This is a genomic window from Escherichia coli (genome assembly GCF_036503815.1).
In the GTDB taxonomy this organism is placed as follows: domain Bacteria; phylum Pseudomonadota; class Gammaproteobacteria; order Enterobacterales; family Enterobacteriaceae; genus Escherichia; species Escherichia coli_F.
Window position 1 is genome coordinate 656833 of record NZ_AP027764.1, and the last position, 24422, is coordinate 681254.

29 protein-coding genes are annotated in these 24422 nt (G+C 52.0%); 7 read left to right on the forward strand and 22 right to left on the reverse strand.

What is annotated here, in order from left to right; genetic code table 11:
• Window positions 1-3: 3 nt before the first annotated feature.
• Entirely contained in the window at window positions 4-999 is a 996-nt protein-coding gene (gene ubiU / locus AABJ99_RS03135) for a ubiquinone anaerobic biosynthesis protein UbiU (protein ID WP_001354986.1), read from the reverse strand.
• 208 nt (window positions 1000-1207) lie between these two features.
• On the opposite strand from ubiU, the gene ubiT reads away from it, so the two are divergent.
• Together ubiT and yhbS are read left to right on the forward strand one after the other, a co-directional pair.
• Complete coding sequence (gene ubiT, locus AABJ99_RS03140; protein WP_001295552.1) at window positions 1208-1732, forward strand: ubiquinone anaerobic biosynthesis accessory factor UbiT; 525 nt, start codon at window positions 1208-1210, stop codon at window positions 1730-1732.
• On the forward strand, window positions 1726-2229 hold the full coding sequence (gene yhbS / locus AABJ99_RS03145; RefSeq protein ID WP_000908554.1) for a GNAT family N-acetyltransferase: 504 nt from the start codon (window positions 1726-1728) through the stop codon (window positions 2227-2229). Before ubiT ends, yhbS begins: the two co-directional genes overlap by 7 nt.
• On the opposite strand, the gene yhbQ is transcribed toward yhbS, so the two are convergent.
• Entirely contained in the window at window positions 2216-2518 is a 303-nt protein-coding gene (gene yhbQ, locus AABJ99_RS03150; protein ID WP_000189315.1) for a DNA damage response exodeoxyribonuclease YhbQ, read from the reverse strand. The two genes, yhbS and yhbQ, sit on opposite strands and share 14 nt — an antisense overlap.
• A 50-nt stretch (window positions 2519-2568) precedes the next feature.
• Between yhbQ and yhbP the strand changes: the two genes are divergently transcribed.
• Window positions 2569-3012: a YhbP family protein gene (gene yhbP / locus AABJ99_RS03155; protein WP_000449454.1), complete on the forward strand. Its 444-nt coding sequence runs from the start codon at window positions 2569-2571 to the stop codon at window positions 3010-3012.
• On the opposite strand, the gene yhbO is transcribed toward yhbP, so the two are convergent.
• Window positions 2992-3510 (reverse strand): protein/nucleic acid deglycase, encoded by a 519-nt coding sequence (gene yhbO, locus AABJ99_RS03160; protein ID WP_000037614.1) that lies wholly within the window; start codon window positions 3508-3510, stop codon window positions 2992-2994. The two genes, yhbP and yhbO, sit on opposite strands and share 21 nt — an antisense overlap.
• Window positions 3511-3637: 127 nt before the next feature.
• Here yhbO and yraR point away from each other — a divergent pair, with 127 nt between their 5' ends.
• Window positions 3638-4273, forward strand: coding sequence for an NAD(P)H-binding protein (gene yraR / locus AABJ99_RS03165; RefSeq protein WP_039021343.1), 636 nt, complete (start codon window positions 3638-3640; stop codon window positions 4271-4273).
• A gap of 72 nt (window positions 4274-4345) precedes the next feature.
• Window positions 4346-5386, forward strand: a complete 1041-nt coding sequence (gene yraQ, locus AABJ99_RS03170; RefSeq protein ID WP_039021344.1) for a permease — start codon at window positions 4346-4348, stop codon at window positions 5384-5386.
• 113 nt (window positions 5387-5499) lie between these two features.
• Here the strand turns inward: yraQ and dolP are convergent, their stop codons facing one another.
• Genes dolP through lpoA form a run of 4 tightly spaced genes read right to left on the reverse strand, consistent with a single transcriptional unit; the run spans window position 5500 to window position 9084 of the window.
• Window positions 5500-6075: a division/outer membrane stress-associated lipid-binding lipoprotein gene (gene dolP / locus AABJ99_RS03175; RefSeq protein ID WP_000646033.1), complete on the reverse strand. Its 576-nt coding sequence runs from the start codon at window positions 6073-6075 to the stop codon at window positions 5500-5502.
• A 9-nt stretch (window positions 6076-6084) separates the two neighbouring features.
• Entirely contained in the window at window positions 6085-6675 is a 591-nt protein-coding gene (gene diaA, locus AABJ99_RS03180; protein ID WP_001158035.1) for a DnaA initiator-associating protein DiaA, read from the reverse strand.
• Window positions 6676-6694: 19 nt separating this feature from the next.
• Window positions 6695-7090, reverse strand: a complete 396-nt coding sequence (gene yraN / locus AABJ99_RS03185) for a YraN family protein (RefSeq protein WP_039021345.1) — start codon at window positions 7088-7090, stop codon at window positions 6695-6697.
• Window positions 7048-9084, reverse strand: a complete 2037-nt coding sequence (lpoA, locus tag AABJ99_RS03190) for a penicillin-binding protein activator LpoA (protein ID WP_039021346.1) — start codon at window positions 9082-9084, stop codon at window positions 7048-7050. The genes yraN and lpoA overlap by 43 nt, the downstream gene beginning before the upstream one ends.
• A 64-nt stretch (window positions 9085-9148) precedes the next feature.
• On the opposite strand from lpoA, the gene rsmI reads away from it, so the two are divergent.
• Entirely contained in the window at window positions 9149-10012 is an 864-nt protein-coding gene (rsmI, locus tag AABJ99_RS03195; protein WP_000809263.1) for a 16S rRNA (cytidine(1402)-2'-O)-methyltransferase, read from the forward strand.
• A 49-nt stretch (window positions 10013-10061) separates the two neighbouring features.
• Here rsmI and agaI read toward each other — a convergent pair whose 3' ends face one another.
• The 12 genes from agaI to kbaZ form a co-directional block, all read right to left on the reverse strand.
• Complete coding sequence (agaI, locus tag AABJ99_RS03200) at window positions 10062-10829, reverse strand: galactosamine-6-phosphate isomerase (protein WP_077782412.1); 768 nt, start codon at window positions 10827-10829, stop codon at window positions 10062-10064.
• Window positions 10830-11621 carry a PTS galactosamine transporter subunit IID gene (agaD, locus tag AABJ99_RS03205; RefSeq protein WP_000534360.1) on the reverse strand — a complete coding sequence of 264 codons (792 nt, stop codon included), beginning with the start codon at window positions 11619-11621 and terminating at the stop codon, window positions 10830-10832.
• A complete protein-coding gene (agaC, locus tag AABJ99_RS03210; protein ID WP_032303833.1) occupies window positions 11611-12414 on the reverse strand; it encodes a PTS galactosamine transporter subunit IIC in 804 nt (267 codons plus the stop codon). Before agaC ends, agaD begins: the two co-directional genes overlap by 11 nt.
• A gap of 38 nt (window positions 12415-12452) precedes the next feature.
• The gene (agaB, locus tag AABJ99_RS03215; RefSeq protein WP_000098011.1) at window positions 12453-12929 is read right to left on the reverse strand and encodes a PTS galactosamine transporter subunit IIB; all 477 of its coding nucleotides are present in this window, start codon (window positions 12927-12929) and stop codon (window positions 12453-12455) included.
• 166 nt (window positions 12930-13095) lie between these two features.
• A complete protein-coding gene (kbaY, locus tag AABJ99_RS03220; RefSeq protein ID WP_000022773.1) occupies window positions 13096-13956 on the reverse strand; it encodes a tagatose-bisphosphate aldolase subunit KbaY in 861 nt (286 codons plus the stop codon).
• Between the two features lie 12 nt (window positions 13957-13968).
• The gene (gene agaS / locus AABJ99_RS03225) at window positions 13969-15123 is read right to left on the reverse strand and encodes an AgaS family sugar isomerase (RefSeq protein ID WP_039021348.1); all 1155 of its coding nucleotides are present in this window, start codon (window positions 15121-15123) and stop codon (window positions 13969-13971) included.
• Window positions 15124-15473: 350 nt separating this feature from the next.
• Window positions 15474-16607: an N-acetylglucosamine-6-phosphate deacetylase gene (nagA, locus tag AABJ99_RS03230; RefSeq protein ID WP_039021349.1), complete on the reverse strand. Its 1134-nt coding sequence runs from the start codon at window positions 16605-16607 to the stop codon at window positions 15474-15476.
• Entirely contained in the window at window positions 16604-17038 is a 435-nt protein-coding gene (agaF, locus tag AABJ99_RS03235; protein ID WP_032303830.1) for a PTS galactosamine/N-acetylgalactosamine transporter subunit IIA, read from the reverse strand. The genes nagA and agaF overlap by 4 nt, the downstream gene beginning before the upstream one ends.
• A gap of 17 nt (window positions 17039-17055) precedes the next feature.
• Complete coding sequence (agaE, locus tag AABJ99_RS03240) at window positions 17056-17934, reverse strand: PTS N-acetylgalactosamine transporter subunit IID (RefSeq protein WP_001295548.1); 879 nt, start codon at window positions 17932-17934, stop codon at window positions 17056-17058.
• Window positions 17924-18703 (reverse strand): PTS N-acetylgalactosamine transporter subunit IIC, encoded by a 780-nt coding sequence (agaW, locus tag AABJ99_RS03245; RefSeq protein ID WP_000406214.1) that lies wholly within the window; start codon window positions 18701-18703, stop codon window positions 17924-17926. Before agaW ends, agaE begins: the two co-directional genes overlap by 11 nt.
• A gap of 10 nt (window positions 18704-18713) precedes the next feature.
• Window positions 18714-19187, reverse strand: a complete 474-nt coding sequence (gene agaV, locus AABJ99_RS03250) for a PTS N-acetylgalactosamine transporter subunit IIB (RefSeq protein ID WP_032303829.1) — start codon at window positions 19185-19187, stop codon at window positions 18714-18716.
• Between the two features lie 22 nt (window positions 19188-19209).
• Window positions 19210-20490 (reverse strand): tagatose-bisphosphate aldolase subunit KbaZ, encoded by a 1281-nt coding sequence (kbaZ, locus tag AABJ99_RS03255; RefSeq protein WP_032303875.1) that lies wholly within the window; start codon window positions 20488-20490, stop codon window positions 19210-19212.
• Window positions 20491-20738: 248 nt separating this feature from the next.
• Here kbaZ and agaR point away from each other — a divergent pair, with 248 nt between their 5' ends.
• Window positions 20739-21548, forward strand: coding sequence for an aga operon transcriptional regulator AgaR (gene agaR / locus AABJ99_RS03260; protein ID WP_000072187.1), 810 nt, complete (start codon window positions 20739-20741; stop codon window positions 21546-21548).
• Window positions 21549-21602: 54 nt separating this feature from the next.
• Here agaR and yhaV read toward each other — a convergent pair whose 3' ends face one another.
• From yhaV to garD, 3 genes are all read right to left on the reverse strand, one after another.
• On the reverse strand, window positions 21603-22067 hold the full coding sequence (gene yhaV / locus AABJ99_RS03265) for a type II toxin-antitoxin system ribonuclease toxin YhaV (protein ID WP_000347251.1): 465 nt from the start codon (window positions 22065-22067) through the stop codon (window positions 21603-21605).
• Window positions 22067-22402 carry a type II toxin-antitoxin system antitoxin PrlF gene (prlF, locus tag AABJ99_RS03270; RefSeq protein WP_001296435.1) on the reverse strand — a complete coding sequence of 112 codons (336 nt, stop codon included), beginning with the start codon at window positions 22400-22402 and terminating at the stop codon, window positions 22067-22069. Before prlF ends, yhaV begins: the two co-directional genes overlap by 1 nt.
• Before the next feature lie 148 nt (window positions 22403-22550).
• Window positions 22551-24122 (reverse strand): galactarate dehydratase, encoded by a 1572-nt coding sequence (garD, locus tag AABJ99_RS03275; RefSeq protein ID WP_001273739.1) that lies wholly within the window; start codon window positions 24120-24122, stop codon window positions 22551-22553.
• Window positions 24123-24422 lie beyond the last annotated feature (300 nt).

Consider the following 24422-nt stretch of genomic DNA (forward strand, 5'->3'; position numbering starts at 1 on the left):
TTCTCACTGCCATTTACGGTGATACGCGCCAAGAGTGGTTTGTGTGCCTTCGGACATCGACCCGAGCGTCTCCATCCACGCGCTTTGCGGCACGAAGTTTTGCGGATCGGCCTTACAACGGTCGATAGCCTGACGCCAGACTTTCGCTACCTGGCTGACATACGCAGGGCTACGCTGGCGGCCTTCAATTTTCACCGAAGCGATATTCGCCGCCATTAACTCTGGCAGTAGCTCAAGGGTATTGAGACTGGTTGGTTCTTCCAGCGCATGATAGCGCTCGCCGTCCACCAGATAACGCCCTTTACACAGCGTCGGATAACCTGCGTTTTCGCCGTCCTGATAACGGTCGATCAGCACTTCGTTCAGGCGGGATTCCAGCCCCTGTGGCGTTTGCTGCCAGCGCACGAAACGGGCCGGAGAACATGCCCCCACGGTGTTGGGCGACTCACCCGTCAGATACGACGACAGATAGCAACGACCTTCCGACATAATGCACAGACTGCCGAAAGCGAACACTTCCAGCGGTACAGGCGTGACCCGCGCCAGTTGTTTCACCTGATGAATCGACAACACGCGCGGCAGCACCACGCGGGCAACGTCAAAATGGCGATGATAAAAGTGAATCGCCTCTTCATTGGTTGCTGAAGCCTGCACTGACACATGACGTTCAATATGCGGGTATCGCTGGGCGGCGTACTCCAGCATGGCGAGGTCGGCGAGAATCAGCGCATCGGCACCCAACTGCGCCGCCATATCCACGGCGCGCTGCCAGCGGGCGTAACCGTCCGGATGCGCAAAAGTGTTAATCGCGATGTGAAGTTTGCGGCGATGTTGATGGACAAAACTCACCGCTTCCTGCAATTTTTTCTCGGTAAAGTTAAGGCCGGCGAAGTGACGGGCATTGGTATCATCTTTTAGCCCGATATAAACAGCATCTGCGCCGTTTTCGATGGCCGCCTTAAGCGCCGGGAGATTTCCGGCAGGGCAGAGCAGCTCCATAATTTTTCCTGAAGGGTGCGCTATCAAAACGCAAAAATGTTAACGAACTGGGATTTTAGTTAACCTTGCAGCGACAATTTTTGATTTAAGGCAGTTAAAGTTGTATTGGTGGTAGCAGCAATTTCATATGGAATTGTTGATTTATACCGCTATGTTATTTTTCTGATATGGCAAAATAGGATGATTGTTGAAACAGGGAGTAAAACTCGTGTTGGATAAACTGCGTTCCCGTATTGTGCATTTGGGGCCATCTCTGTTGAGTGTACCGGTAAAACTGACGCCATTTGCGCTAAAACGCCAGGTTCTTGAGCAGGTCTTAAGCTGGCAATTCCGCCAGGCGCTGGATGATGGCGAGCTGGAGTTTCTTGAAGGGCGCTGGTTAAGTATTCATGTGCGTGATATTGACCTGCAATGGTTTACCTCGGTGGTGAATGGCAAACTGGTCGTTAGCCAGAACGCGCAAGCTGATGTGAGTTTTAGTGCCGACGCCAGCGATCTGCTGATGATTGCGGCGCGTAAACAGGATCCGGACACGCTCTTCTTCCAGCGTCGGCTGGTGATTGAAGGCGATACGGAGCTGGGGTTATATGTGAAAAACCTGATGGACGCCATTGAACTGGAGCAAATGCCGAAAGCCTTACGCATGATGCTGCTGCAACTGGCGGATTTTGTTGAGGCGGGAATGAAAACCGCGCCTGAAACCAAACAGACATCGGTAGGTGAACCATGCTAATTCGAGTAGAAATTCCCATTGATGCGCCGGGTATTGATGCCCTGCTGCGTCGTTCATTCGAAAGCGATGCGGAAGCGAAGCTGGTTCACGATCTGCGTGAAGATGGCTTTCTGACGCTGGGGCTGGTGGCGACAGATGACGAAGGTCAGGTCATTGGCTATGTGGCATTTAGTCCGGTTGATGTGCAGGGCGAAGATCTACAATGGGTCGGCATGGCACCGCTGGCGGTAGATGAAAAATACCGTGGACAGGGGCTGGCACGCCAACTGGTCTATGAAGGACTCGATTCGCTTAATGAGTTCGGCTATGCCGCAGTGGTGACGCTGGGCGATCCGGCGCTGTACAGCCGTTTCGGCTTTGAACTGGCGGCGCATCACGATCTGCGTTGTCGCTGGCCGGGCACTGAAAGCGCCTTCCAGGTACATCGTTTAGCGGATGACGCGCTGAACGGCGTAACCGGTCTGGTTGAGTATCACGAGCACTTCAATCGCTTTTAATCTTTGGGGTTTGCAGGCTGCTCAACAGTTCTGCAAACCCTGCGCCTTCCGCTACCAGACGTTCTTTTTGCCGTTTGGTCAGTTGTTTAACGCGATATTCCGCCCGTAGTGCCAGCGAACGGTCGCCCACTGGCGCGGAAAATGCCAGCGTCAGTTCACCTTTCCCACGCAGTGCTTTTGCGCCTTTGCCGCTTTGATGTTGCTGATAGCGGCGTTCGACATCCGTGGTGATCCCGGTATAAAGCTTATTGTCGGCGGTACGGATCAAGTAAAGAAACCAGGGTGTCATCGTCTGCGTCACATGTTAAGGTCAGGCCCACAGTATAAAAGAGAACAGCTATGGAAACACTCACCGCCATCAGCCGTTGGCTGGCAAAACAACATGTTGTCACCTGGTGTGTGCAGCAGGAAGGGGAATTGTGGTGCGCCAATGCCTTTTATCTTTTTGATGCACAGAAAGTTGCCTTCTACATTTTGACGGAGGAAAAAACGCGTCACGCGCAGATGAGTGGGCCGCAGGCGGCAGTTGCTGGAACGGTAAACGGTCAGCCGAAAACGGTAGCGTTAATTCGCGGCGTGCAGTTTAAAGGTGAGATCCGCAGACTGGAAGGTGAGGAAAGCGACCTTGCGCGTAAGGCGTATAATCGTCGCTTTCCGGTTGCCAGAATGCTGTCGGCGCCGGTGTGGGAAATCCGGCTTGATGAAATCAAATTCACTGACAACACGCTGGGCTTTGGTAAAAAAATGATTTGGCTACGTAGCTCAGGCACCGAGCAGGCGTAACGCCTCGCGGTTAAACGCGGGCAAATCGTCCGGTGTCCGACTGGTAACCAGCTGATCTTTATCGACCACGACTTCCTGATCGTAAAATTCCGCGCCCGCGTTTTTAACATCAATCACAATCGGTTTAACCGCGGTCAGTTTGCGTCCCCGAATCACATCGGCGCTGATCAGCAGCTGCGGACCGTGGCAAATGGCAAACACCGGTTTGCCGCTATTCACAAAATCACGGGTAAAGGTGACAAAACGGTTGTCGCCACGCAGATAATCCGGTGAATGGCCGCCCGGTAGCAGCAGGGCATCAAACTCGGCTGGCGTCACTTCATCGATGGATTTATCGATGGTCACGCTGGCTTCTCCTTTTTTCCCTTTCACCGTTTTACCCGCTTGTTTTTCAATGGTAATCACTTCGTGTCCGGCTTTACGGAACTCGTCTGCGGGTGAAGTAAATTCTGAATCCTCAAATTCATCAGTGATTAAAACGGCAATTTTCTTACTCATGCTTCCTCCGCGTTGTTGCATTGGATGAGGCGAATTTCTCACAATCGGGGATAATTACCTCATGGTCTATTAAGCCTGGTGCATGAGCCGGGGAGCGCAAGGCAGACAATTCTGTAAAGGAGCGAAGATGAGTCAGGTACTGATTACAGGCGCAACGGGGCTGGTGGGCGGTCACCTGCTGCGGATGTTGATTAACGAACCGAAAGTTAACGCTATTGCTGCACCGACGCGACGTCCGTTGGGAGATATGCCAGGAGTGTTCAATCCCCATGATCCGCAACTGACCGACGCGCTGGCACAGGTCACTGATCCTATCGACATTGTGTTTTGTTGTCTCGGCACCACGCGGCGGGAAGCGGGGAGCAAAGAAGCGTTTATTCATGCCGATTACACGCTGGTTGTGGATACCGCATTAACCGGACGGCGACTGGGTGCTCAGCATATGCTGGTAGTCAGTGCTATGGGGGCCAATCCCCACTCGCCGTTTTTCTATAACCGCGTCAAAGGGGAGATGGAAGAAGCGTTAATCGCCCAGAATTGGCCGAAACTGACCATTGCCCGTCCGTCGATGTTGCTGGGCGATCGCAGCAAGCAGCGGATGAACGAAACGCTTTTTGCACCGTTGTTTCGTCTGCTACCGGGTAACTGGAAATCCATTGATGCGCGAGACGTGGCGCGGGTCATGCTGGCAGAGGCGATGCGGCCTGAGTATGAAGGTGTGACTATTTTAAGCTCTTCAGAATTACGCAAAAGAGCTGAATAATTATTCCCAAGAATTGATAGTGAGCGTAATATTCACGCGCTCAATTATCATAACTAATTCCTGGGGAATGCTATGACTGGTCAGTCTTCATCTCAGGCGGCAACGCCCATTCAGTGGTGGAAACCCGCGCTTTTCTTTCTCGTTGTCATTGCTGGTCTCTGGTATGTGAAATGGCAACCTTACTACGGCAAAGCGTTTACCGCCGCCGAAACTCACAACATCGGTAAATCAATACTCTCACAGGCGGATGCTAATCCGTGGCAGGCGGCGTTGGATTACGCGATGGTCTATTTCCTCGCGGTATGGAAAGCGGCGGTGCTGGGAGTGATCCTCGGGTCGTTGATTCAGGTGCTGATCCCTCGTGACTGGCTGCTACGCACGCTTGGGCAATCGCGCTTTCGCGGCACGCTGCTGGGAACGCTGTTTTCGCTGCCGGGCATGATGTGTACTTGCTGTGCGGCACCGGTCGCGGCGGGGATGCGTCGTCAACAGGTGTCGATGGGCGGGGCGCTGGCATTCTGGATGGGGAATCCGTTGTTAAATCCGGCGACGCTGGTGTTTATGGGTTTTGTCCTCGGCTGGGGCTTTGCGGCGATTCGTCTGGTGGCGGGGCTGGTGATGGTGTTGCTGATTGCGACGCTGGTGCAAAAATGGGTGCGTGAAACACCGCAAACGCAGGCTCCGGTCGAAATTGACATGCCGGAAGCGCAGGGCGGATTTTTTAGCCGCTGGGGCAGGGCGCTATGGACGCTTTTCTGGAGTACGATCCCGGTATATATCCTTGCCGTACTGGCGTTGGGTGCCGCTCGCGTCTGGTTATTCCCCCATGCCGATGGTGCTGTCGATAACAGCCTGATGTGGGTGATTGCGATGGCGGTAGCGGGATGCTTGTTTGTCATTCCCACGGCAGCAGAAATTCCGATTGTACAAACGATGATGCTGGCAGGTATGGGAACCGCTCCGGCGCTGGCATTGTTGATGACGCTTCCTGCTGTAAGTTTGCCGTCGCTGATAATGTTGCGTAAAGCGTTCCCGGCGAAAGCCTTATGGCTGACGGGTGCGATGGTGGCGGTGTCTGGTGTGATTGTCGGCGGGCTGGCGCTGTTGTTCTGATTTGAGGGAAAACATGTCGGATGCGGCGTAAACGCCTTATCCGACCTACGGTTTGCATCGTTGCAGGCCTGATAAGACGCGGCAAGCGTCGCATCAGGCATTACAAGGTGCTGCTATTTAATAAACGTAAACGCTGTGGTTACACGTTTTACGCCGCTCACCCGACTGGCAATATCTGCCGCCGCTTTCGCTTCACGTTCAGTCACCAGCCCCATCAGGAACACTTCACCATTTTCAGTGGTCACTTTCACGTTGGAGGATTTCACCAGATCGCTGGTTAACAGCTGCGAACGCACTTTGGTGGTGATCCACGTATCGTTAGACGCTTCGCCCAGACCAATCGGCTGGCCCTGACGAATCTCGTTATACACTTCGTTGGCACCGTCTACGCCCATAGCAATCTGTTTGGCGCGAGCCGAAAGTTCAGCATTTGGTGACTGCCCAACCAGCAGCACTTTGCCCTGATAGGCCGTTACATTAATGCGTGCTTCTTTCTTGATTTGTTCGTCTTTCGACAATGCGCTGTTCACGCGCACTTCCAGGGTTCCATCATCCACCTGGGTGCCGACACTGCGTGGGTCAGTTGCGGCTTTTGTACCCACAGCCGCGGTGCCCACTACGGCGGCAGCAACGCAACCTTGCAACAGCAGTGCGGAAATAAGGACTGCGATTGGCGATAATGCCTTCATGTATTCTCCTTAAACATCCTGGTGAGGGAAAAGCGTGTTATCGATCAGATCGCACAAGCAATTTACCGTCAGCATATGCATTTCCTGAATGCGAGCACTACGATGCGAAGGAATGCGGATCTCCACATCCTGTGGCCCTAACAACCCTGCAAGTTCACCGCCGTCATAGCCAGTCAATGCCACAATGGTCATATCACGCGTAACAGCAGCTTCTACTGCTTTTACGATATCGCGGCTGTTGCCACGGGTGGAAATGGCTAACAACACATCTCCCGCATGCCCCAGCGCCCGCACCTGTTTTGCATACACTTCATCATGTAAGCGATCGTTGGCAATCGCCGTTAAGACAACATTATCAGTATTTAGTGCAATGGCAGGTAAGCTGGGCCGCTCCGTTTCGAATCGGTTGATCATGCTGGCAGCAAAATGCTGTGCGTTGGCAGCGGAAGTTCCATTACCACAACAGAGGATTTTGTTGCCATTGAGCAAAGACTGAACCAGCGTCATGGCTGCACGGGAGATGGCATCCGGAAGCGCCTCTGCTGCCGCAATTTGAGTTTGAATGCTTTCAGTGAAGCAAGCTTTAATTCGTTCTTGCACGCTAATCCTTAAACCTTAATTATGAGTGGTCATTAAAGGCATCCTTAATCCACTCAACTTCATTCCCGGTGAAGGCTACCACATCGAACCGGCAATCCACAGTATCAAAACTCCCATTATGACGCGCGAGCCACAAGCGGGCAGTCTGTAATAATTTGTGTTGTTTGCTGTGGGTCACACTGGCTGTCGCACCACCGTAAAGGGCTGAGCGGCGGTAACGCACCTCGACAAAAACGGTGGTCCTGCCTTCACGCATTATCAGATCGATCTCGCCGCCACGCTCGTTCACGTTAGCGGCGACAAACCGCAGTCCTTTGCTCTCCAGCCAGCGACGCGCTTGTGCCTCCCACGCATCGCCGGTCTGTTTAGTGGTTAACTGGCGGGGACTACCTGACCTTGTTGGTACTGTAGCCATGATAACTTCCTGTTAATTACGCAATCCGGGTTAGCCGTCAGACTTCCGGTATTACCGTTGATTTCGAAACCCTGAACCTGGCGCATTTGTGAGAAATGATTTGCCAACGACCAGGCATCAACGCCCATCGCATACATGCGAGCCAGCGAATAATCGTTATTCACCGCACTGAGCGCCTGCTGCATTAATGGCAGATTACCGCCTGCCAGCATCGGGATTTCGCTATATTGCAAACCTTCCATTTCCAGACGGAAATCCGGACCCGCGGTGCCTTGTGCGCTTCGGGAGCTTGCGTACAGCGTTGCACCGCTCTGGCTACCGTTACGCATGGCGATCATCGGTTTGATAAAAGCGATTTCGCCCGGCGTTGCCACAATGTACACCGCATCGACACGGCCGCCATTATTGGTGAACTGGTCATCGGTTGGCGTGGTTTGCAGCGTTGGATTGTTGGTCGTTATGCCTGAGTCGGTTGTCGCTCTGGGAGTAATCGGGCTACCGGTTAAAGCGATACCAGAACCACCGTTAACTCCCGCGCGTAATTCGCTGGTGGAACCAAATTTTTGTTGCAAAACGGTACCGCCGCCCAGCTTCTGCCACTCTTGCGCAAACGCATTGGCTACGCGATCGCCCAGCGAACTGCGAGGGATCAGCACCAGTGGCGCTTGTTTACCCTGATCACGAATATGACGCGCTGCATCGCGCGCTTCGTCTTCCGGTGAAAGCGCGAAGTAACAAATATTGACGCGGTTTTCGATATTTTCCGGCTGGTTCAGTGCCAGCACGTTCAGCGGGGTGTTGCTTTTCAGTAACTCTTCAACGTTATTTTTCAGCAACGGACCGACCACAATACTCGCGCCATCCTGTTGAACCTGGCTTAAGATCTGGCTAAGTGGTTGTGATGAGGTATCATAAATTTTCAGCTCTGCGGATGGATTCGCGGGTGCGCTTACCGCTGCGGTGGTTGCCGCCGGGGCGCTTACAGGCACCGGCTGGGCCGCAGGTTGTTCACCGGTCAGATCGCTAACCGAGGCTTGTGCCGGGCTGGCAACGCCATCCACGGTTTGCGGCTGAGGTTGTTCTGCTACGTCTGCGGCAGGTGCGGCAGCTACCTGAGCCGCCACTGGCTGAGTGCCGATATTTTTTGCCGCTTCAAAGCCTTGCTGAATAGTGCGACCAAATACCGCTGCCTGGCCATTCAGTGGCAACAGCAGGGCGATTTTGTTGGTCGATGCGGGTTTAAACGCTTTTACGTTAACCAACTGCGTTGGCAGCATTTTCGCGCCCGGGTTGTTCGGATAACGTTTCTGCCAGTCGGCGATCCCAGCTTTCATCATGTCGGGATCGTTACGGTTATCAAACCAGACGCGCTGCAGATCAAGCCAGCCTTGCAGAATATTTTCGTCGGCGTTGATCACCAGCGTATTCGCCTGGTCCTGAGTCATGGAGGAGAGTGCCTGCCATGTAGCATCAATATTCTGTTGCTTTTCTTTCGCGCCGAGCAGGGGTTCCTGAGCAATTAAGGCGCGCAGTAAATCAATGGAAGGACGCCCCTGACTGGCATCGATTTTTGCCTGCCAGTAACGCGCCTGCTGGTTTTGATCTAAATCGGCAGGTGTGATTTTCGCCAGCATGGTTTGTGCGCCAGCAAAATCTTTCTGCGCCAGCTTAATTTCTACTGCCAGAAGAGTTTTCTCGCGACGCTGGTAATCGTTCAGTTCCTGCGGCAGTTGGTTAAACAGCTCCACCGCCTGCCCGGTTTTACCTTCTTTCACCAGTGCACGAATGGCGAGTAATTGCCAGTTGATCCTGGTATCATCAGAACTTTGCTGCATCTGTTGCAGGTAAAAGGCAGAATCAGCCTGCGCCGTGCCCTGCATATAAGCAGTGGACTGATCGGGAGTATGGGTGCCACAACCGGCGAAAATCAGGGCTGCCAGAACAACAGGCAGACAACGCGCGGCTTTCAAACGAGAAAATGTTGAGGGTACCATAATGTATCCAGTGATATTTTTTTTACGCAATGCTCAATATTAAATCGGCAATACGGACGACACAATGAAACAACACCAATCGGCGGATAATTCTCAGGGCCAGCTTTACATTGTACCGACGCCAATCGGCAATCTGGCAGATATCACCCAGCGTGCGTTGGAGGTTTTACAGGCCGTTGATCTGATTGCCGCCGAGGATACTCGTCACACTGGTTTATTGCTGCAACATTTTGGGATTAATGCCCGGTTGTTTGCGCTGCACGACCATAACGAACAACAGAAAGCCGAAACGTTACTGGCGAAGCTGCAGGAAGGGCAAAACATTGCGCTGGTGTCCGATGCCGGAACGCCACTGATTAACGATCCCGGCTATCATCTGGTGCGTACCTGCCGAGAAGCGGGGATTCGCGTGGTGCCACTACCGGGGCCGTGTGCTGCTATCACTGCATTAAGTGCTGCGGGTTTACCATCCGATCGTTTTTGTTATGAAGGTTTCCTGCCTGCCAAATCAAAAGGCCGTCGTGATGCGCTAAAAGCCATTGAAGCGGAGCCGCGTACGCTGATTTTTTATGAATCCACCCACCGTCTGTTAGATAGCCTGGAAGATATCGTTGCTGTGCTGGGTGAGTCCCGTTACGTGGTGCTGGCGCGTGAGCTCACCAAAACCTGGGAAACCATTCACGGCGCGCCCGTTGGCGAGCTGCTGGCGTGGGTAAAAGAAGATGAAAACCGTCGCAAAGGCGAAATGGTGCTGATTGTTGAAGGCCATAAAGCGCAGGAAGAAGACTTACCCGCCGATGCCCTGCGCACGCTGGCGTTGTTACAGGCTGAGCTTCCGCTGAAGAAAGCGGCGGCGCTGGCGGCAGAGATTCACGGCGTGAAAAAAAACGCGCTGTATAAGTATGCGCTGGAACAGCAGGGGGAGTGATTACAGGCGTCGCAGCAAGAATAGAGCTGCAACGCCTACACCGGGCGATTTAACGACGACACATCTCATCAATCATGCATGTGAAATAGTTATGCAGCCATAAAAACGAAGCCGGGATAGCGGTAGAGACTTTAGCCGTGAGAAAACGTTCTGTCGCATCCTGCTTTCCTTCGCCAGTCACCAGTAGCAAAACTTCGCGGGTATTGAGAATATCCTTCAGGCCTAAGGTGATCCCACGCGTCACGGGGCGACCCGCGGTTTTTAACATCTCATGTTGCTGTGTTCTGGCATCAAGTTGACTGATATGGCAGGCCGGTTGCAGGCTTTCTCCCGGTTCGTTCAGCCCAAGATGACCGTTTTTCCCCAATCCGAGAACGCATAAATCCAGACCGCCTTTGCGCGCAATCAGGTTCGTTACCCGTTCGCACTCTGTCTCATTTATCTCTTCGGAGCGAAAGCTGATGAGCTGGTCTTCACGTAGCCCCAGCGGCTGCACGATATGCTGTTGAAGGAAAGTTTCGCAGGTGCCAGGCATCGTTAATGGCAGATCCACCCATTCGTCGAGCTTCACGAAGGTGAGCTGGCTGACATCAACCTGCTGCTGGTGGATTTTTTCTACCAGATAATGATACGTCAGTAATGGCGTGGCTCCGGTCGCCAGGCAAATCACGGCATCCGGTTTGCTACGGATCACGGCCAATAAATATTCGCTGGCACGTTCACTTAACGCCGTATAGTTTTCAACTTGTTGAAGGGTTTGCACAGGATGAAATTCCTTTAGTAAAGAGGCACCACCAGACGCAGTGCCTCGTTCCATTTACAAAATGCCGAATGCGGAACAAACAATAGAAAGCACAAAAGTCACGCCGATTAACAGCACCGGATGCGCTTTTTTCACCCGCAGGAAGTAATACATCAACAGGGTGTAGGCCATCGGTAAAATGTTCGGGAAGACTTTATCGAAGAAATCCTGCTGCAGCGCGACGCTGTGGGTACTGTCGATGGCAAACGATGTCACCACGTTAATATGCACATACGAAGCGATCAGCCCGCCGATTACCGTGATCCCGAGGATGGTTGCCGAACGAGCAATCATCTGCGAGTTCTCTCGCACTTTATCGATCGCCTTCACGCCGACTGAATAACCGACGTGGGTCCAGCCGACGCGCAGGAAAAAGATAAGCAGGTAAACAGCGAAAAATAGAATCGGCCCCAGCAGGTTTCCCTGACTGGCAAACGATGAGCAAATCCCCGCCATAATCGGCAACAAAGTAAACCAGAAAATCGCATCACCAATCCCGGCGATTGGGCCAAACAGCGCCACTTTGAGGCCTTTAATGGTGTCGCGGTTTTCTCCTTTTTCTTCCATCGAAATTAATAACCCCATCAGGAATCCGACCAGATTCGGGTGAGTATTAATAAATTCGAGGTTATCTTTCATCGCCGCGCTTAGGCCCGGTTTGTCGTCCTTATAAATCTTTTTCAGGAGCGGCAACATCGCCCAGGTAAAACCGCCCGCCTGCATCCTTTCGTAGTTAAAGCTTGCTTGTAGCAGTGACGAACGAAAGCCCAGACGGGTGATATCTTTTTTACTGATTTCAGATCCCATTGCTGTAGTCCTCTTCTTCATTTTTACTGGCAACGGGCTGCGGTTGCGCTTGCTGCCGGGATTTCGCATTGAAAAACTCATACACCGCAAAGCCTGCACCCAGTACGGCAACTGGCAACAGGTTGCTGACCTGGATGTAGCAAACAAACAAGAAACCGGCGATCAGGTAAGGGATATATTGTGCTTTGAACATCACGCGCAGCAGCAGGCCAAAACCAACGGCAGGCAGAATGCCGCCAGCCACTTCAAAGCCGTGGGTCAGCCAGGCGGGCATCGCTTTCACCAGCGCCTGCATCGCCCCTTGCGCCAGGTAAGTACAGAGGAAAGCAATCACCGCATACGCTGAAGCGACGATGAGCATCGTTGTCCAGTTAAGTCGGGAAAACGCTGCTGTATCCGCCTCTTTCGCACATTTATCGGCTTTGGTCATAAATAATGAGAAAGCGGAATAGAAGAACAGAATGACGTACTGCATTAACAAACTAAACGGCAGGCCAAGACCAATTGCCGTTTTGGCATCAACGCCCGTAGACCATGCAATGACGGTGGTCATCAGACCCGCCATAATTGGGTTGGGCGGCTGAACACCACCTGCGGGGGTTAATCCGGCGAAAGCCAGTTCTGTCAGGCCACCGGTAATTAAGCCAGTCTGAATATCACCGAGAATAGCGCCAGTTAGGGTACAAACGATTATCGGGCGGAATAAAAATAAGGCTTCCAGCCAAAAATCAATCCCCAGAACGAAAACTAACGCCGCCAGGGATAATCCCTGAATTAGGGTTATTTCATGCATTTTTATTACCTCAAACCAGTATTAAGGCGATTTTAAATTTAGTCAGGGATTTGTTCTTTTTGATCGCCGGGGACGTCCTGAATAAAAATATTCACACCGCGTTGTTTAATAAAGCGTAAGTCCGCGAGATCTTGATCGTCGATATAAACTTTACTGCTGATTTGCTTTTTACCTTCCGAGAAATGCATATTGCCGACGTTGACATCTTTCAGGTCAATGCCACCTTCTATCAATTTACGTACCGTTTGTGGCGTGCGGCAAATCAGGAAGATCTTCTGATGCGGTGCAGCTTTGCCGATGACGTTAATGGTTTTTTCGATAGTAAAGAAACGAATGCCAAAGCCGTAGGTTTCCGCGGTAATACCCATTAATTTTTGTTGAATATCATCGTTAGCGACAACATCATCCACGACTACCAGCAGATTTGCACCGATGGTAGATGTCCAGGTCACACCAACCTGACCGTGAACCAGACGGTTATCAATACGGGTTAAGAGAATATTTGGACTGCTCATTGTGTAATCCTCACCATAAAGTTGAATAATATAATTTTTTTAAATATATTATTGTTGCGATATTTTACTGATGTATTTATTAAGGTTTAGTTATCTCCTTTACCATTAAGGCACTCCCCGATATTAATCGGGAAGTACATTGGGATAAATCATAAAAAACTAATGATTATGCTGAAATTCGATTCGCTGAACCACAGACATTAATTTTATTTCTGACAACTTCTTTCATCGCATCCATACCGACGCGCATATAATAACGAGGATCATTACCCTGCGGATTTTCCGCAAACCAGGCTTTAACCGCGCCAGCGAAGGCTATTTTTAATTCTGTGGCAACGTTCACTTTTGTGACGCCAAGTTCAATAGTGCGACGGACAAATTCATCCGGGACATCGCTGGCACCATGCAGCACCAGAGGAACATCCACCACTTCACGAATTTCCGCCAGCCGCTGGAAATCAATCTTCGGCGTTTTGCTGTATAAGCCGTGCGCCGTACCAATCGCTACCGCCAGGCTGTCGACGCCAGTCAGTTCGACAAAGCGTTTAGCTTCTTGTGGATCGGTCAGGAATGCACTTTCGGCGTCAACGCTCATGTCATCTTCAACACCGCCCAGGCGGCCCAGTTCTGCTTCCACGCTGCAATCCTGTGAGTGGCAGAAGTCGACAACCGATTTCACCAGCTTCACGTTCTCGTCAAATGGGAAGTGGCTGCCGTCGATCATCGCACTGCGCACGCCTGCGTGGACTTTACGGCGAATATCATCCAGCGATTCGTGGTGGTCGAGATGCAGCGCCAGTGGCATGTTGTAGGTTGTGGAATAGGCACTACACAGGGCGTAGATCTCTTCCAGCGCGATATGTTTAAAGGTCCCCGGCGTCCCGGCGAGGATCACCGGCGATCGCATTTCACTGCACACTTCGAGGATCGCCTGGATCGTCTCGGCGTTATGAATGTTAAAAGCAGGCACCGCGTAGCCATTGGCCTGGGCGTCCTGTAACAGATATTTGGTGGAGATAATGCTCATAATGCGATCCTCTTATGCCTGCCACGGATGAATGATTACGCCTTGCACCACACGGTTAACGGTGCCGCTGGCTGATGGGGTATCCGGCGTATTGCCCATGTGCAGCGACTGCATCAGTGCAAACGTCTGGGCGTACATCAGGAAGCAAAATGCCTGCTCAACGTCGATAAAGTGACGTGACGGCGGCAGGATGATATGTGGACCGGCGGTAATAACGTCGTTGCTTTCCGCGGCGATGGCGATTACGCGCATTGCCTGGTTGTCACGGCGGAGTTCTGCCAGCAGATCAAGATCATACTGACGCGTATAGGGGTGGCTGGAGACAAACACCACCACCAGCGTTTCGTTATCGACCAGCGATTTCGGGCCATGACGGAATCCGGTCGGGGAATCATAAAAGGCCGCCAGTTTACCCGCCGTCAGTTCCAGTACTTTCAGCGCCGACTCGCGTGCTGCGCCCTGTAAGCCACCGCTGCCGAGATAAACGATCCGTTTCCACGGTGCGTAACCAAACACACCTTCGCTGAAATCGCCCAGTGAGGTCAGGATCGCCTGGCAACGATCCGCTACGTCGCGGAAGGTCTGGCTATTGATTGTCTCAGGTGCGAAAACCGCGAGGCAGCTGGCCATCATAGTGGTAATGCTGCTTGTCATCGCAAAGCCGCGATCGTGCGTTTCTGCGGGCATCAGCAGGGCAAACGCGTTGTCGCTGTTGATCGCGTTTTGGTAAAGAGCGCCCGCTTCGTTGCAGGTGATCGGCAGGTGATAGCATTCCGGTACAAATTGATTTGCCAGTTCCACGGCAGCGACGCTTTCCGGGCTGTTGCCAGATCGACCGAAGGAGATCAACAGTAGCGGATGCGCTGGATTCAGGTAGTCCATCGGATTAGTGACCAGATCGGTGGTCGGTACGGCGCTGAAGTTTTTACCGGTATGGCTGGCAAGCCACGGCGCGATGATGTCACCGATAAATGCCGAGGTTCCGGCTCCGGTCAGGATGATCCGCAGATTCTCTTTGCGCAGTAACGGTTCAAGGAAGTTATTGAGCGCGGAACGTAGCGCGTCGATGTTGGTGAGTGAACGGATCCATGCGCGAGGCTGATGGCGGATCTCTTCTTCAGTCCATGTGCCGGTGGTGGCGGCCGCTGGGGTGTAATTTTCTGGCATAACTCAATCCTTAGTCTGATGAACTTGACTTCCGGCATTGCAGGTTTCGCTTGCCTTTCGTTTCATTTCACTTGGTGATTCGTTTCGTTGATTAAAATCTATAGAAAAGAAATCGAAAGTTCAATGGAGAAAAAAGAAATAAAACGAAATTTGTGATCGTTGAAAGAAAAGACAAGGGAAGATTAAAGGATTGCGTGATGACGTCGCTATGTGTACCGATTGCTGGAAGCGGCGTACCGTAGAGCGGATAAGACGCGCCAGCGTCGCATTCGACACCACTGCACAGATTAAAACGAAAGAAAAAGAAAGGCCTTACGGGGGAAGTGAAGGCCCAATAAAGGAGCAAACCATCAAAACGAAGCTAATTGACCCTGAATCCAGATTTGTTGCACATGCAGCCCGCTATCCAGCGCAACGACGCTGGCGCGTTTGCCCGGTTTAAGCGATCCCAGAACACCATCAACACCCAGCATACGCGCCGGATGCAGCGATGCCATATGGATGGCTTCCGCAGGCGTTACGCCCGTCAACTCGACCATGTTGCGCACTGCCGCATCGACAGACAGCGTACTGCCCGCCAGCCCACCGGACGCGGTACGGACAACGCCACCGCGCATCTGCACTTCTTCACCACATAACGTATAGTGACCATCCGGCATCCCGGCTGCCTGCATCGCGTCGGTGATCAGAACTATCCTCTCTTTCGCACAGCAACAACACAGTGACATCGCCGCCGGATGAACATGATGCCCATCGGCTATCAATTCCAGCCAGGCGTGCTTGTCCGTTAAACCCGCGCCAACCATTCCCGGTTCGCGGTGATGTAATCCTGTCATCCCGTTATAGCAATGCACCAGGCCGTCTGCGCCAGCATCAAATGCGGCGCGGGTTTGTTGCCAGGTCGCCGCGCTATGCCCCAGCATCACCCGTACGTTTTGCTGTTTAAGATGACGAATGGCTTGTAACGCGCCTGTTTTTTCCGGTGCCAGCGCCACCACGCGCAAGGTATGCCGTGAAACAGCAATCAATTGATCCAGCTCGGCAATTTCCAGCTCGCGAAACAGCTCCGGCGGATGTGCGCCTTTATTCTGCGGCGTGAAGTACGGTCCTTCGAGATAACTCCCCAGCACTTGCGCACCAGGTACACCGCGCTGGCAGCGTAGAGCAATACGTTCCAGCGCCGCATGAATGGTATTAAGCGGCGCGGTTACGGTAGTCGGCAACCAACTGCCGACACCTTCCCGTGCCTTGTGCATTGCCAGCTTGTCGAGCACATCCGGCGCGTCATCCATAACATCAACGCCCGCACCACCGTGTACATGGGTGTCGATGTAAGCGGGGCAGAGCAGTTCCGCATCGCGTTCAGTCACGCCCACTGGAATCGGTTCGATTGCTACGATTACACCGTCAGCAATACGCAGCTGATGGTCATCGAGCCATCCCTCTTCAGTCAGCAGCCTTCTGGCGCGCAGAACGTGTGTCATATTCCTTCCTCGACCGGACATTCCTCATGGCAGCGACCAAGTTCGTCCACCAGACTGGTTAGCCCACGGTGTCCACACTCCAGCGCCTGAACACGGAACTCTTCACCGCTTAACCCTTCGCGCTCCAGCACCATTTCCAGTAACAGTTGCAAATTGGTGCCGGTGATCACTTCATAGCCCGGTTTTTGCATCGCCAGCGTTGAAGCCACGCGAAACGGTGTGCCGCCCAGCAAATCTGTCAGAAAAACAATGCCGTCTTCACAATCCAGTTGGGCGATGGCCTCTTCAAGCTGCGATGTAAGCAGCGCGGTGCTTGAGGTTTCCGGAAAATCGATGGCGATAAACTGCGATTGCTCACCGAGAATTTGCTTCATTGCTTTTTCCATGCCGCTGGCAAATCCGCCATGCCCTGTCAAAATAATACTTAACATCTAATACCTCATTGTATTTAAAGGAAATGACAGAATTTACCGACGATGCCAAGAACCACGGTAACCGCAATCAGGCGCAGCGGACTCCAGCCGCGGCGTACCAGCCAAAACATGGTCAGGGTGTAGACCAGCGGTAAGAAGGCAGGCATCAGTTTGTCGATAACGTCAGCCTGCAGCTTAACCACTGCGTCGCCCGCCGTGATTTCCAGCGTGGTGCTTAAACGAACATAGGTTGCCACCAGTGCGCCGATCACCGTCATCCCAACGATAGACGCTGCATGGCCGACTTTTTTGGTATTCGCTTTAATGAGTGGGATCGCCGCCACGCCCATGCGGTAAGCATAATGCGCCAGACCAAAACGCAGCCCCAGGTGTACCACGTTAAACAGCACAATAAACACGACTGCGCCAAGAATAGAGCCTTGCAATGCCAGACTGGCACCAATCCCGCCACAAATCGGCAGTAACGTTAGCCAGAACATGGCATCGCCAATCCCGCCGAGCGGCGCACCGACGGCAATTTTGGTGCTCTGAATACTGTTAACGTCCTGCTTAGAACGCTCCATCGCGAGGATAATGCCAATAACAAACGTCACCAGAAATGGATGGGTATTGAAGAAACCCATATGTCCCTTCATGGCGCGCGCCAGGTCGCGTTTATTAGTGTGGATCTTTTTCAGAGCAGGCAGCAGACCGTACAACCAGCCGGAAGCCTGCATACGCTCGTAGTTAAAAGAAGCTTGTAACAGCATGGAACGCCAGGCGACGCGGTTGATATCTTTTTTTGTTAGCTCCGCGCCAATGCTCTGATCTTCATACACGTTTTCATTGACGCCTGTCAGCAGTGTTTCTTCGTTTTCACTGACGTTCGGCAGGGTAGTTTGATTAGATGCCATCTTCAAATTCCTCTTTCTGTGCCGCAGGTTGAGTCGGTTCAGGAGATTTACGCAGCAGGTCGATCAGCGCCATCGCCAGCGCGGCGGCAGCAATAGCCAGCACCGGTAACTTGAGCCAGGCGGCGGCAACGAAGCCCAGGATGAAGTAGGGGATGTAGACGTTTTTCATCATGATTTTCAGCAGCACGGCAAAACCGATTGCTGGCATGATGCCGCCCGCGACGCCAAGGCCGTCGATTAACCGTTGCGGCAGGACATCAATGATGGTTTTTGCATGTTCCGCGCCGAAGTAGATAGGCAGGAAAGCGCAGAGAAAATAGAACGTGCCGAGTGCCAGCAATGCCAGATAGTTCACGCGTTCAATGCCGCGAGTATCGGCGTTCTCCGCCATCCGGTCGCAGCGGGACATTACGCCAGACATCACCGAGAACAGGAAGGTAATCCCCATCTGTACTGCGACAGCGAAAGGTACGGCGACACCGACCGCGACATCCGGTTTCACGCCAGTAGTAATGGCAAACGCCGTGCCGACGATAGTTCCGATAATCACGTTAGGCGGCTGTGCGCCCGCCAGCGGTGCCAGCCCCATCCACACCAGTTCCAGCGTACCGCCGGTTAAAATACCGGTATGCAGATCGCCAAGCACCAACCCAACTAACGGGCCGAGGACCACCGGGCGGTGCATATGGGTCAAGCCGTTAAACATATCCAGGCCAGCGATAAAGGCGATAATGCCCAACGCAAATGCCTGCAACAGACTGATTTCCATAATGAATCCCTCAAAGTAATTTAAAGAGGTCCACAGCAGGTTCTGTCGGAACGCCCTGAACGAAGCATTCCACCCCAGCGGCTTTCAGGTCGTTAAATGCCGCGATATCGCTCGCATCCACAGAAACCGTTTTGGCAATTTGCTGCTTGCCATTGGCATAGTGCATGTTGCCAACGTTAATGCGACTCACCGGGACCCCACCTTTAACCAGCGTCAGGAAATCGGCAGGTGTTTTACAAACCAGCAGAATTTTCTGCCGATCGGCGGCGCGGTGGATGTTGTCGATCACTTTTTGCAGCGTCCAGAAACGTACTGCGATCCCTTCTGCCAGTACCATTTCCATCAGGTTTTGTTGTACCGGATCTTCGGCAACCTCATCATTGGCTACCAGCACCAGATTTGCCCCCGCAAATCCGACCCACTGAACGCCGACCTGACCGTGAATCAAGCGTTCATCAATCCGGCTTAAAACAATATTTGGCATAGCGTGTTCCTCTTTGTTTTGCTTATTGGCCTTCACAGGCTGTGTGGTACTGCGCCAGGATGTCCTGAATATGGTTGATAATGAGTTCCCGTGGCGTTGGCTGCAGCTCGCCGGAGCGAACTTTCACGTATTGCAGCGGCAGGTACTGACTGATGAGCGGCAGCGGAATTGGTGCATCCGCCAGGTTACGAACCAGATGGGCGAAAGCGTCATCAATCTGGCTGTCCGGCCAGTAGTAGCGCACGCGATCCGAGTAGCTATAACCACGCGCCAGGCGACGTGCGTTGCCGTCACCGTGGTAGTGGCTTTGCCAGTATTCCGGGCGGTCGAGCATCACGTTTTCCAGTACCTGACGCAGACCGGAACAGGCTTTCGCTGGCACCAGTTCTTCTTCAATCGCTGCCAGTGAAAACAGTGCTTCACGTAGGGCGAAGGTCAGCGCTGGGCCAACTTTCAGAATGGCAAAGTGGTCAATCACCAGCTGGCGCAGCGATTGCGGCGTTTGATAATCGGTAGAGTGCGCTTCGAAAATCAGCGTTTCGTAGTTTTCGACCATCTGGCTTAAGGCGGTCGCTTTAGCTGGCTGATAATCAATAACGTTGGTGTGATCGAATTCGACGCCGGGTTGTACCACCAGAGCAATGATGCGTGGCCAGATGGCATTCAGACCTTGCTTTTCAAAGGCGTGACGATGGGCTTCCAGCGTGGCGCGGGCGGCATCCGGCGTGGTGACCGCCAGCTCGCTTAAGGTTTCATGCGCGCCGCCAGGTACCGGCACTTCGGTACCAATGACATACACCAGATCGGCTTCGCCAAAGTGTTCACGACAGGTTTCTTCCGCGACTTTAGCCAGTCGGGCGGCGCGTTCAGCCACGATGTCATCGGTTAAGGGAACCGGATCGTCCTGACAGGACATGCTGCAATCAAGGTGAATTTTTTTGAATCCTGCCGCCACGTAGCTTTTAATCAAATCATCGGCATTGGCCATCGCCTGAGCTGCAGGCAGGTTTTGCCAGCGGTTTGGCCCCAGATGATCACCACCCAGAATCAACGCGTCTTGTGGGAAATTCAATGAGTCGGCGAGCTGACAAACAAAGCCGCGAAAATCGGCGGGTGTCATTCCGGTATAACCACCGAACTGGTCCACCTGATTGGATGTCGCTTCAATCAGTAACGGTGTTTGGTTTACACTGGCGTAGCGGATTGCAGCTTCCAGCACCAGCGGGTGTGCGGAACAAACGGCATAAATCCCATTTGTTTTGCCCTCTTTGTGCTGCCTCACCATTTCTGTCAGATGTTTCACTTTCCTCTCCAGTTCAGATTGCTGCGATATTAATCTTTCGTTTTGTTTCAGTTGATACTGCGTCATGGTGAGATAAAAATAAAACGAAAGATAATAGTTTTCTGATCTGATTCACAAAAGAAACATAATGAAAGTCACTGAAACGAGAGTAGCTTGCGTCAATGGGCAAGGTGGGCTTGCATTTGCTCAATAGAAAGGCGTTAATAGGCAAAACGAAATGAAACGAAAGTTTTACGAAAGGACTTACTATGAGTAATACCGACGCTTCAGGCGAGAAGCGAGTGACAGGCACCAGCGAGCGACGAGAACAAATCATTCAGCGCCTGCGACAGCAAGGGAGTGTGCAGGTTAACGATCTGTCGGCATTGTATGGCGTATCTACTGTGACGATTCGCAACGATCTGGCGTTTCTGGAAAAGCAGGGGATCGCTGTGCGGGCCTATGGCGGCGCGTTGATCTGCGATAGCACTACGCCGTCAGTCGAGCCATCAGTGGAAGATAAAAGCGCGCTGAACACTGCGATGAAACGCAGCGTTGCGAAAGCTGCCGTTGAGTTGATTCAGCCAGGTCATCGGGTGATCCTCGATTCCGGGACCACCACTTTTGAGATTGCTCGTCTGATGCGCAAGCACACTGACGTAATTGCGATGACCAATGGTATGAACGTAGCTAATGCGTTGCTGGAAGCGGAAGGCGTTGAGCTGCTGATGACCGGCGGGCATTTGCGCCGTCAGTCGCAATCTTTTTACGGCGATCAGGCTGAACAATCGCTACAAAATTACCACTTCGATATGCTTTTTCTCGGCGTAGATGCGATCGATCTTGAGCGCGGCGTCAGCACGCATAATGAAGATGAAGCCCGTTTAAACCGTCGGATGTGCGAAGTTGCGGAACGGATCATTGTGGTCACCGATTCCAGTAAGTTCAACCGTTCCAGTTTACATAAGATCATTGATACTCAACGTATCGACATGATCATTGTTGATGAAGGCATTCCTGCGGATAGTCTGGAAGGACTGCGAAAGGCTGGGGTTGAAGTGATTCTGGTCGGGGAGTGAGAAAGGGGGCCCGCTGGTCAACACCAATGTGTTCGGCGGGCATTGTGAACACCATCAATGGTTTTCTTCTGTCTCTTGGGTGAGGCTTTCCCAGTCGGCAGGAGGATGTCCTCTTTTTAACATTTTACTGAATACGGTATAGGCATCTGTTTTTTTACCGTAGGTGCGCAGCGTGTTTTCATCGTTCATCCATCCCAGAATGATGACTTTCTCTTTTTCACTGTAACGAAAGAAGAGACGATAGCGACCAGCACCAAATTTTACCCGTGACCAGTCTTTATTTTTCCCAGAGCCTAACGACTTGCCATGACGGAATGCCGGTGATGATGGATTGACCGTGATATGCTCCTCAATCACTTTATGGACCACCGCCAATAACTTTGTGGCAGCTTTTCTCTGATAATTTTCAGGATCTTTTCCCTTTAATGCCTCGACTTCGGCAACTAAAGCATCGTAGGTTTCCTGAAAACAGGGATGAGCATATAGCGCCCAACCATTAACCCTTTGTGGAAAATCCATTATTCGTCGTCGCCAATCTCATCGTCAATGTTGACGTCCATGCCAGCGACAAGTTTCTTTCCTTGTTGAATGTCGAATGGACGAGTTTTTTGCGGGTTGTTCTGGATATCTGCATCCAGAAAACGCAAAAATGCATTCATAGTATGATCCTCCTGTTCATCTCCCAGTCGGCACATAAATACTTGCCCACCAGGCAGAATTTCGTAATGAATGCTGTCCAGGCCTGGCTTCAGTTTTAAGGCCTCACGCACTGGCGCGGGGATAGTTGTTTGTCCGCGTATCGTGACCTTTGATTCAGTGGTCAGTACAGCGTTAGAGCGAGCATTAGCGGGCATTATTTACTGTCCTTTTACAGCCTGTTTTCTGCTCAAATTATAAGCTTGAACTAAGGTAATGCAAATGCATTATTAATGGATGTGTGGACTTTAAACAATAAAAACATGGCACTAAGGCCATGTTTTGCGAGGGACGTTCCAAAAGAAATCAGGTCACCGGTGCCGGGTTAAACACCGCCAGCTGGTTATGCAGTCCCCATTGATCTGAGAAGGTTTTCTTCTTCCCGCTGGCGACGTCGAGAATAAAATGGAACAATTTCCAGCCCACCTCTTCAATAGTTTCTTCGCCGGTAGCGATGGTGCCCGCATTAATATCCATTAAATCAAACCAGCGGTTCGCCAGTTCGGTGCGGGTCGCCATTTTAATGACGGGTACTGCCATCAGGCCATATGGCGTGCCGCGACCGGTCGTAAACACTTGCACGGTAATCCCTGATGCCACCTGTTGCGTGCCACAGACAAAATCGCTGGCTGGCGTCGCGGCGTAAATTAATCCGCGTTTAGTCGGGCGTTGACCGGGCGATAGCACTTCAACAATTGCGCTTTTACCCGATTTAGCAATGGAGCCGAGCGCTTTCTCCACCACATTTGCCAGACCGCCTTTCTTGTTGCCCGGCGAAGGGTTGGCGCTGCGGTCGGTTTTTCCCATATTGAGATAGTTATCGTACCACTCCATCTCTTCCAGCAGACGCTTGCCGACCTCTTCGTTCACTGCGCGCGGCGTCAGCAGATGGATCGCGTCACGCACTTCCGTTACTTCCGAGAACATCACCGTTGCACCGCAGCGCACCAGTAGATCAGATGCATAACCCACGGCTGGATTTGCCGTTACGCCAGAAAACGCATCGCTGCCACCGCACTGCATGCCGACAACCAGTTCTGAAGCCGGACAGGTTTCTCGCTGACGTTGATTCAGTTTTTGTAGATGGCGTTCGGCGACCTGCAAAATATCCTCGACCATGGACTGAAAACCGACATGCTTTTCATCCTGCAAACTGACAATGCTGGCGCTTTCTACTGGAATAGCTTGCACATCATCCGTTCCAGTCAGCAGGCGTTCAGGCTGCAACTTTTCACAACCCAGACCAATCACCATTACTTCGCCGCCAAAGTTAGGGTTCAGCGAAATATTGTGAATGGTACGAATAGGCACAACTGCCGCCGGTGCGTTAATCGCCACGCCACAACCGTACAAATGATTCAGCCCCACCACGCCATCGACGTTCGGGTATTTCGGTAGCAGATCGCGTTCAATGATTTTTACTACGTAGTCCACCACGCCTGCCACACAGTGGACGCTGGTGGTGATGCCGAGCAGGTTTTTGGTGCCCACGCTGCCATCAGCATTGCGATAGCCCTCAAAGGTGTATCCTTCCAGTGGCGGTAAGGGGGCCGGGACTTTAGTTGCCAGTGGCAGCGTGTGTAACGGTGGCGCTTCCGGTAGTACAACCATTGATTCGTCGATCCAGCTTCCGCGTGGGATTGCGCGCACGGCGTAACCAATCACTTCACCATAACGAATAATTTCACCATTAGCCGGAATGTCCAGCAATGCGACTTTATGCCCCTGGGGAATATGTTCAATTAATTCCAGCCCATCCGGAAAACGCGTTCCTGCTTTCAGGCCATTATCATTAACAATAATTGCCACATTATCTGTGTCGTGAACTTTTATATAAAACGCAGTTGGCGTTTCTTGTCTGATTTCGATGTTGGCCATTGTGCAATATTCTCCAGCCAGGGGTTATTAAAATGAGGACCTGGTCTCATTTAAAAAATAAATGACTTCATTGGGTGAAATAAGAATGTCAGGAGTTTAAACGCAGAAATGTGATCAATGTCAATCATTTCAGGGATTGCAGTGCCGCCCGGCAGGATAAAGCGCAAATCTGTGCTTTAGCGCGCAACCTTATGTGCATATGCTCAAAATAATATTTAAATAGTAATAATTAAATTAGCATTTGCACAATGATTATTATTCTCTCGCTGCTTATACTAATTCCTGAGTTCATTGTCGTAA

What these genes read in the sequence shown, in the direction of transcription:
- ubiU (WP_001354986.1), bottom strand. Translation starts at nt 999, where the DNA reads ATGGAGCTGCTCTGCCCTGCCGGAAATCTCCCGGCGCTTAAGGCGGCC.
- yhbS (WP_000908554.1), top strand. Translation starts at nt 1,726, where the DNA reads ATGCTAATTCGAGTAGAAATTCCCATTGATGCGCCGGGTATTGATGCC.
- yhbQ (WP_000189315.1), bottom strand. Translation starts at nt 2,518, where the DNA reads ATGACACCCTGGTTTCTTTACTTGATCCGTACCGCCGACAATAAGCTT.
- yhbP (WP_000449454.1), top strand. Translation starts at nt 2,569, where the DNA reads ATGGAAACACTCACCGCCATCAGCCGTTGGCTGGCAAAACAACATGTT.
- yhbO (WP_000037614.1), bottom strand. Translation starts at nt 3,510, where the DNA reads ATGAGTAAGAAAATTGCCGTTTTAATCACTGATGAATTTGAGGATTCA.
- yraR (WP_039021343.1), top strand. Translation starts at nt 3,638, where the DNA reads ATGAGTCAGGTACTGATTACAGGCGCAACGGGGCTGGTGGGCGGTCAC.
- yraQ (WP_039021344.1), top strand. Translation starts at nt 4,346, where the DNA reads ATGACTGGTCAGTCTTCATCTCAGGCGGCAACGCCCATTCAGTGGTGG.
- dolP (WP_000646033.1), bottom strand. Translation starts at nt 6,075, where the DNA reads ATGAAGGCATTATCGCCAATCGCAGTCCTTATTTCCGCACTGCTGTTG.
- yraN (WP_039021345.1), bottom strand. Translation starts at nt 7,090, where the DNA reads ATGGCTACAGTACCAACAAGGTCAGGTAGTCCCCGCCAGTTAACCACT.
- lpoA (WP_039021346.1), bottom strand. Translation starts at nt 9,084, where the DNA reads ATGGTACCCTCAACATTTTCTCGTTTGAAAGCCGCGCGTTGTCTGCCT.
- rsmI (WP_000809263.1), top strand. Translation starts at nt 9,149, where the DNA reads ATGAAACAACACCAATCGGCGGATAATTCTCAGGGCCAGCTTTACATT.
- agaI (WP_077782412.1), bottom strand. Translation starts at nt 10,829, where the DNA reads ATGGAACGAGGCACTGCGTCTGGTGGTGCCTCTTTACTAAAGGAATTT.
- agaD (WP_000534360.1), bottom strand. Translation starts at nt 11,621, where the DNA reads ATGGGATCTGAAATCAGTAAAAAAGATATCACCCGTCTGGGCTTTCGT.
- agaC (WP_032303833.1), bottom strand. Translation starts at nt 12,414, where the DNA reads ATGCATGAAATAACCCTAATTCAGGGATTATCCCTGGCGGCGTTAGTT.
- agaB (WP_000098011.1), bottom strand. Translation starts at nt 12,929, where the DNA reads ATGAGCAGTCCAAATATTCTCTTAACCCGTATTGATAACCGTCTGGTT.
- kbaY (WP_000022773.1), bottom strand. Translation starts at nt 13,956, where the DNA reads ATGAGCATTATCTCCACCAAATATCTGTTACAGGACGCCCAGGCCAAT.
- agaS (WP_039021348.1), bottom strand. Translation starts at nt 15,123, where the DNA reads ATGCCAGAAAATTACACCCCAGCGGCCGCCACCACCGGCACATGGACT.
- nagA (WP_039021349.1), bottom strand. Translation starts at nt 16,607, where the DNA reads ATGACACACGTTCTGCGCGCCAGAAGGCTGCTGACTGAAGAGGGATGG.
- agaF (WP_032303830.1), bottom strand. Translation starts at nt 17,038, where the DNA reads ATGTTAAGTATTATTTTGACAGGGCATGGCGGATTTGCCAGCGGCATG.
- agaE (WP_001295548.1), bottom strand. Translation starts at nt 17,934, where the DNA reads ATGGCATCTAATCAAACTACCCTGCCGAACGTCAGTGAAAACGAAGAA.
- agaW (WP_000406214.1), bottom strand. Translation starts at nt 18,703, where the DNA reads ATGGAAATCAGTCTGTTGCAGGCATTTGCGTTGGGCATTATCGCCTTT.
- agaV (WP_032303829.1), bottom strand. Translation starts at nt 19,187, where the DNA reads ATGCCAAATATTGTTTTAAGCCGGATTGATGAACGCTTGATTCACGGT.
- agaR (WP_000072187.1), top strand. Translation starts at nt 20,739, where the DNA reads ATGAGTAATACCGACGCTTCAGGCGAGAAGCGAGTGACAGGCACCAGC.
- yhaV (WP_000347251.1), bottom strand. Translation starts at nt 22,067, where the DNA reads ATGGATTTTCCACAAAGGGTTAATGGTTGGGCGCTATATGCTCATCCC.
- prlF (WP_001296435.1), bottom strand. Translation starts at nt 22,402, where the DNA reads ATGCCCGCTAATGCTCGCTCTAACGCTGTACTGACCACTGAATCAAAG.
- garD (WP_001273739.1), bottom strand. Translation starts at nt 24,122, where the DNA reads ATGGCCAACATCGAAATCAGACAAGAAACGCCAACTGCGTTTTATATA.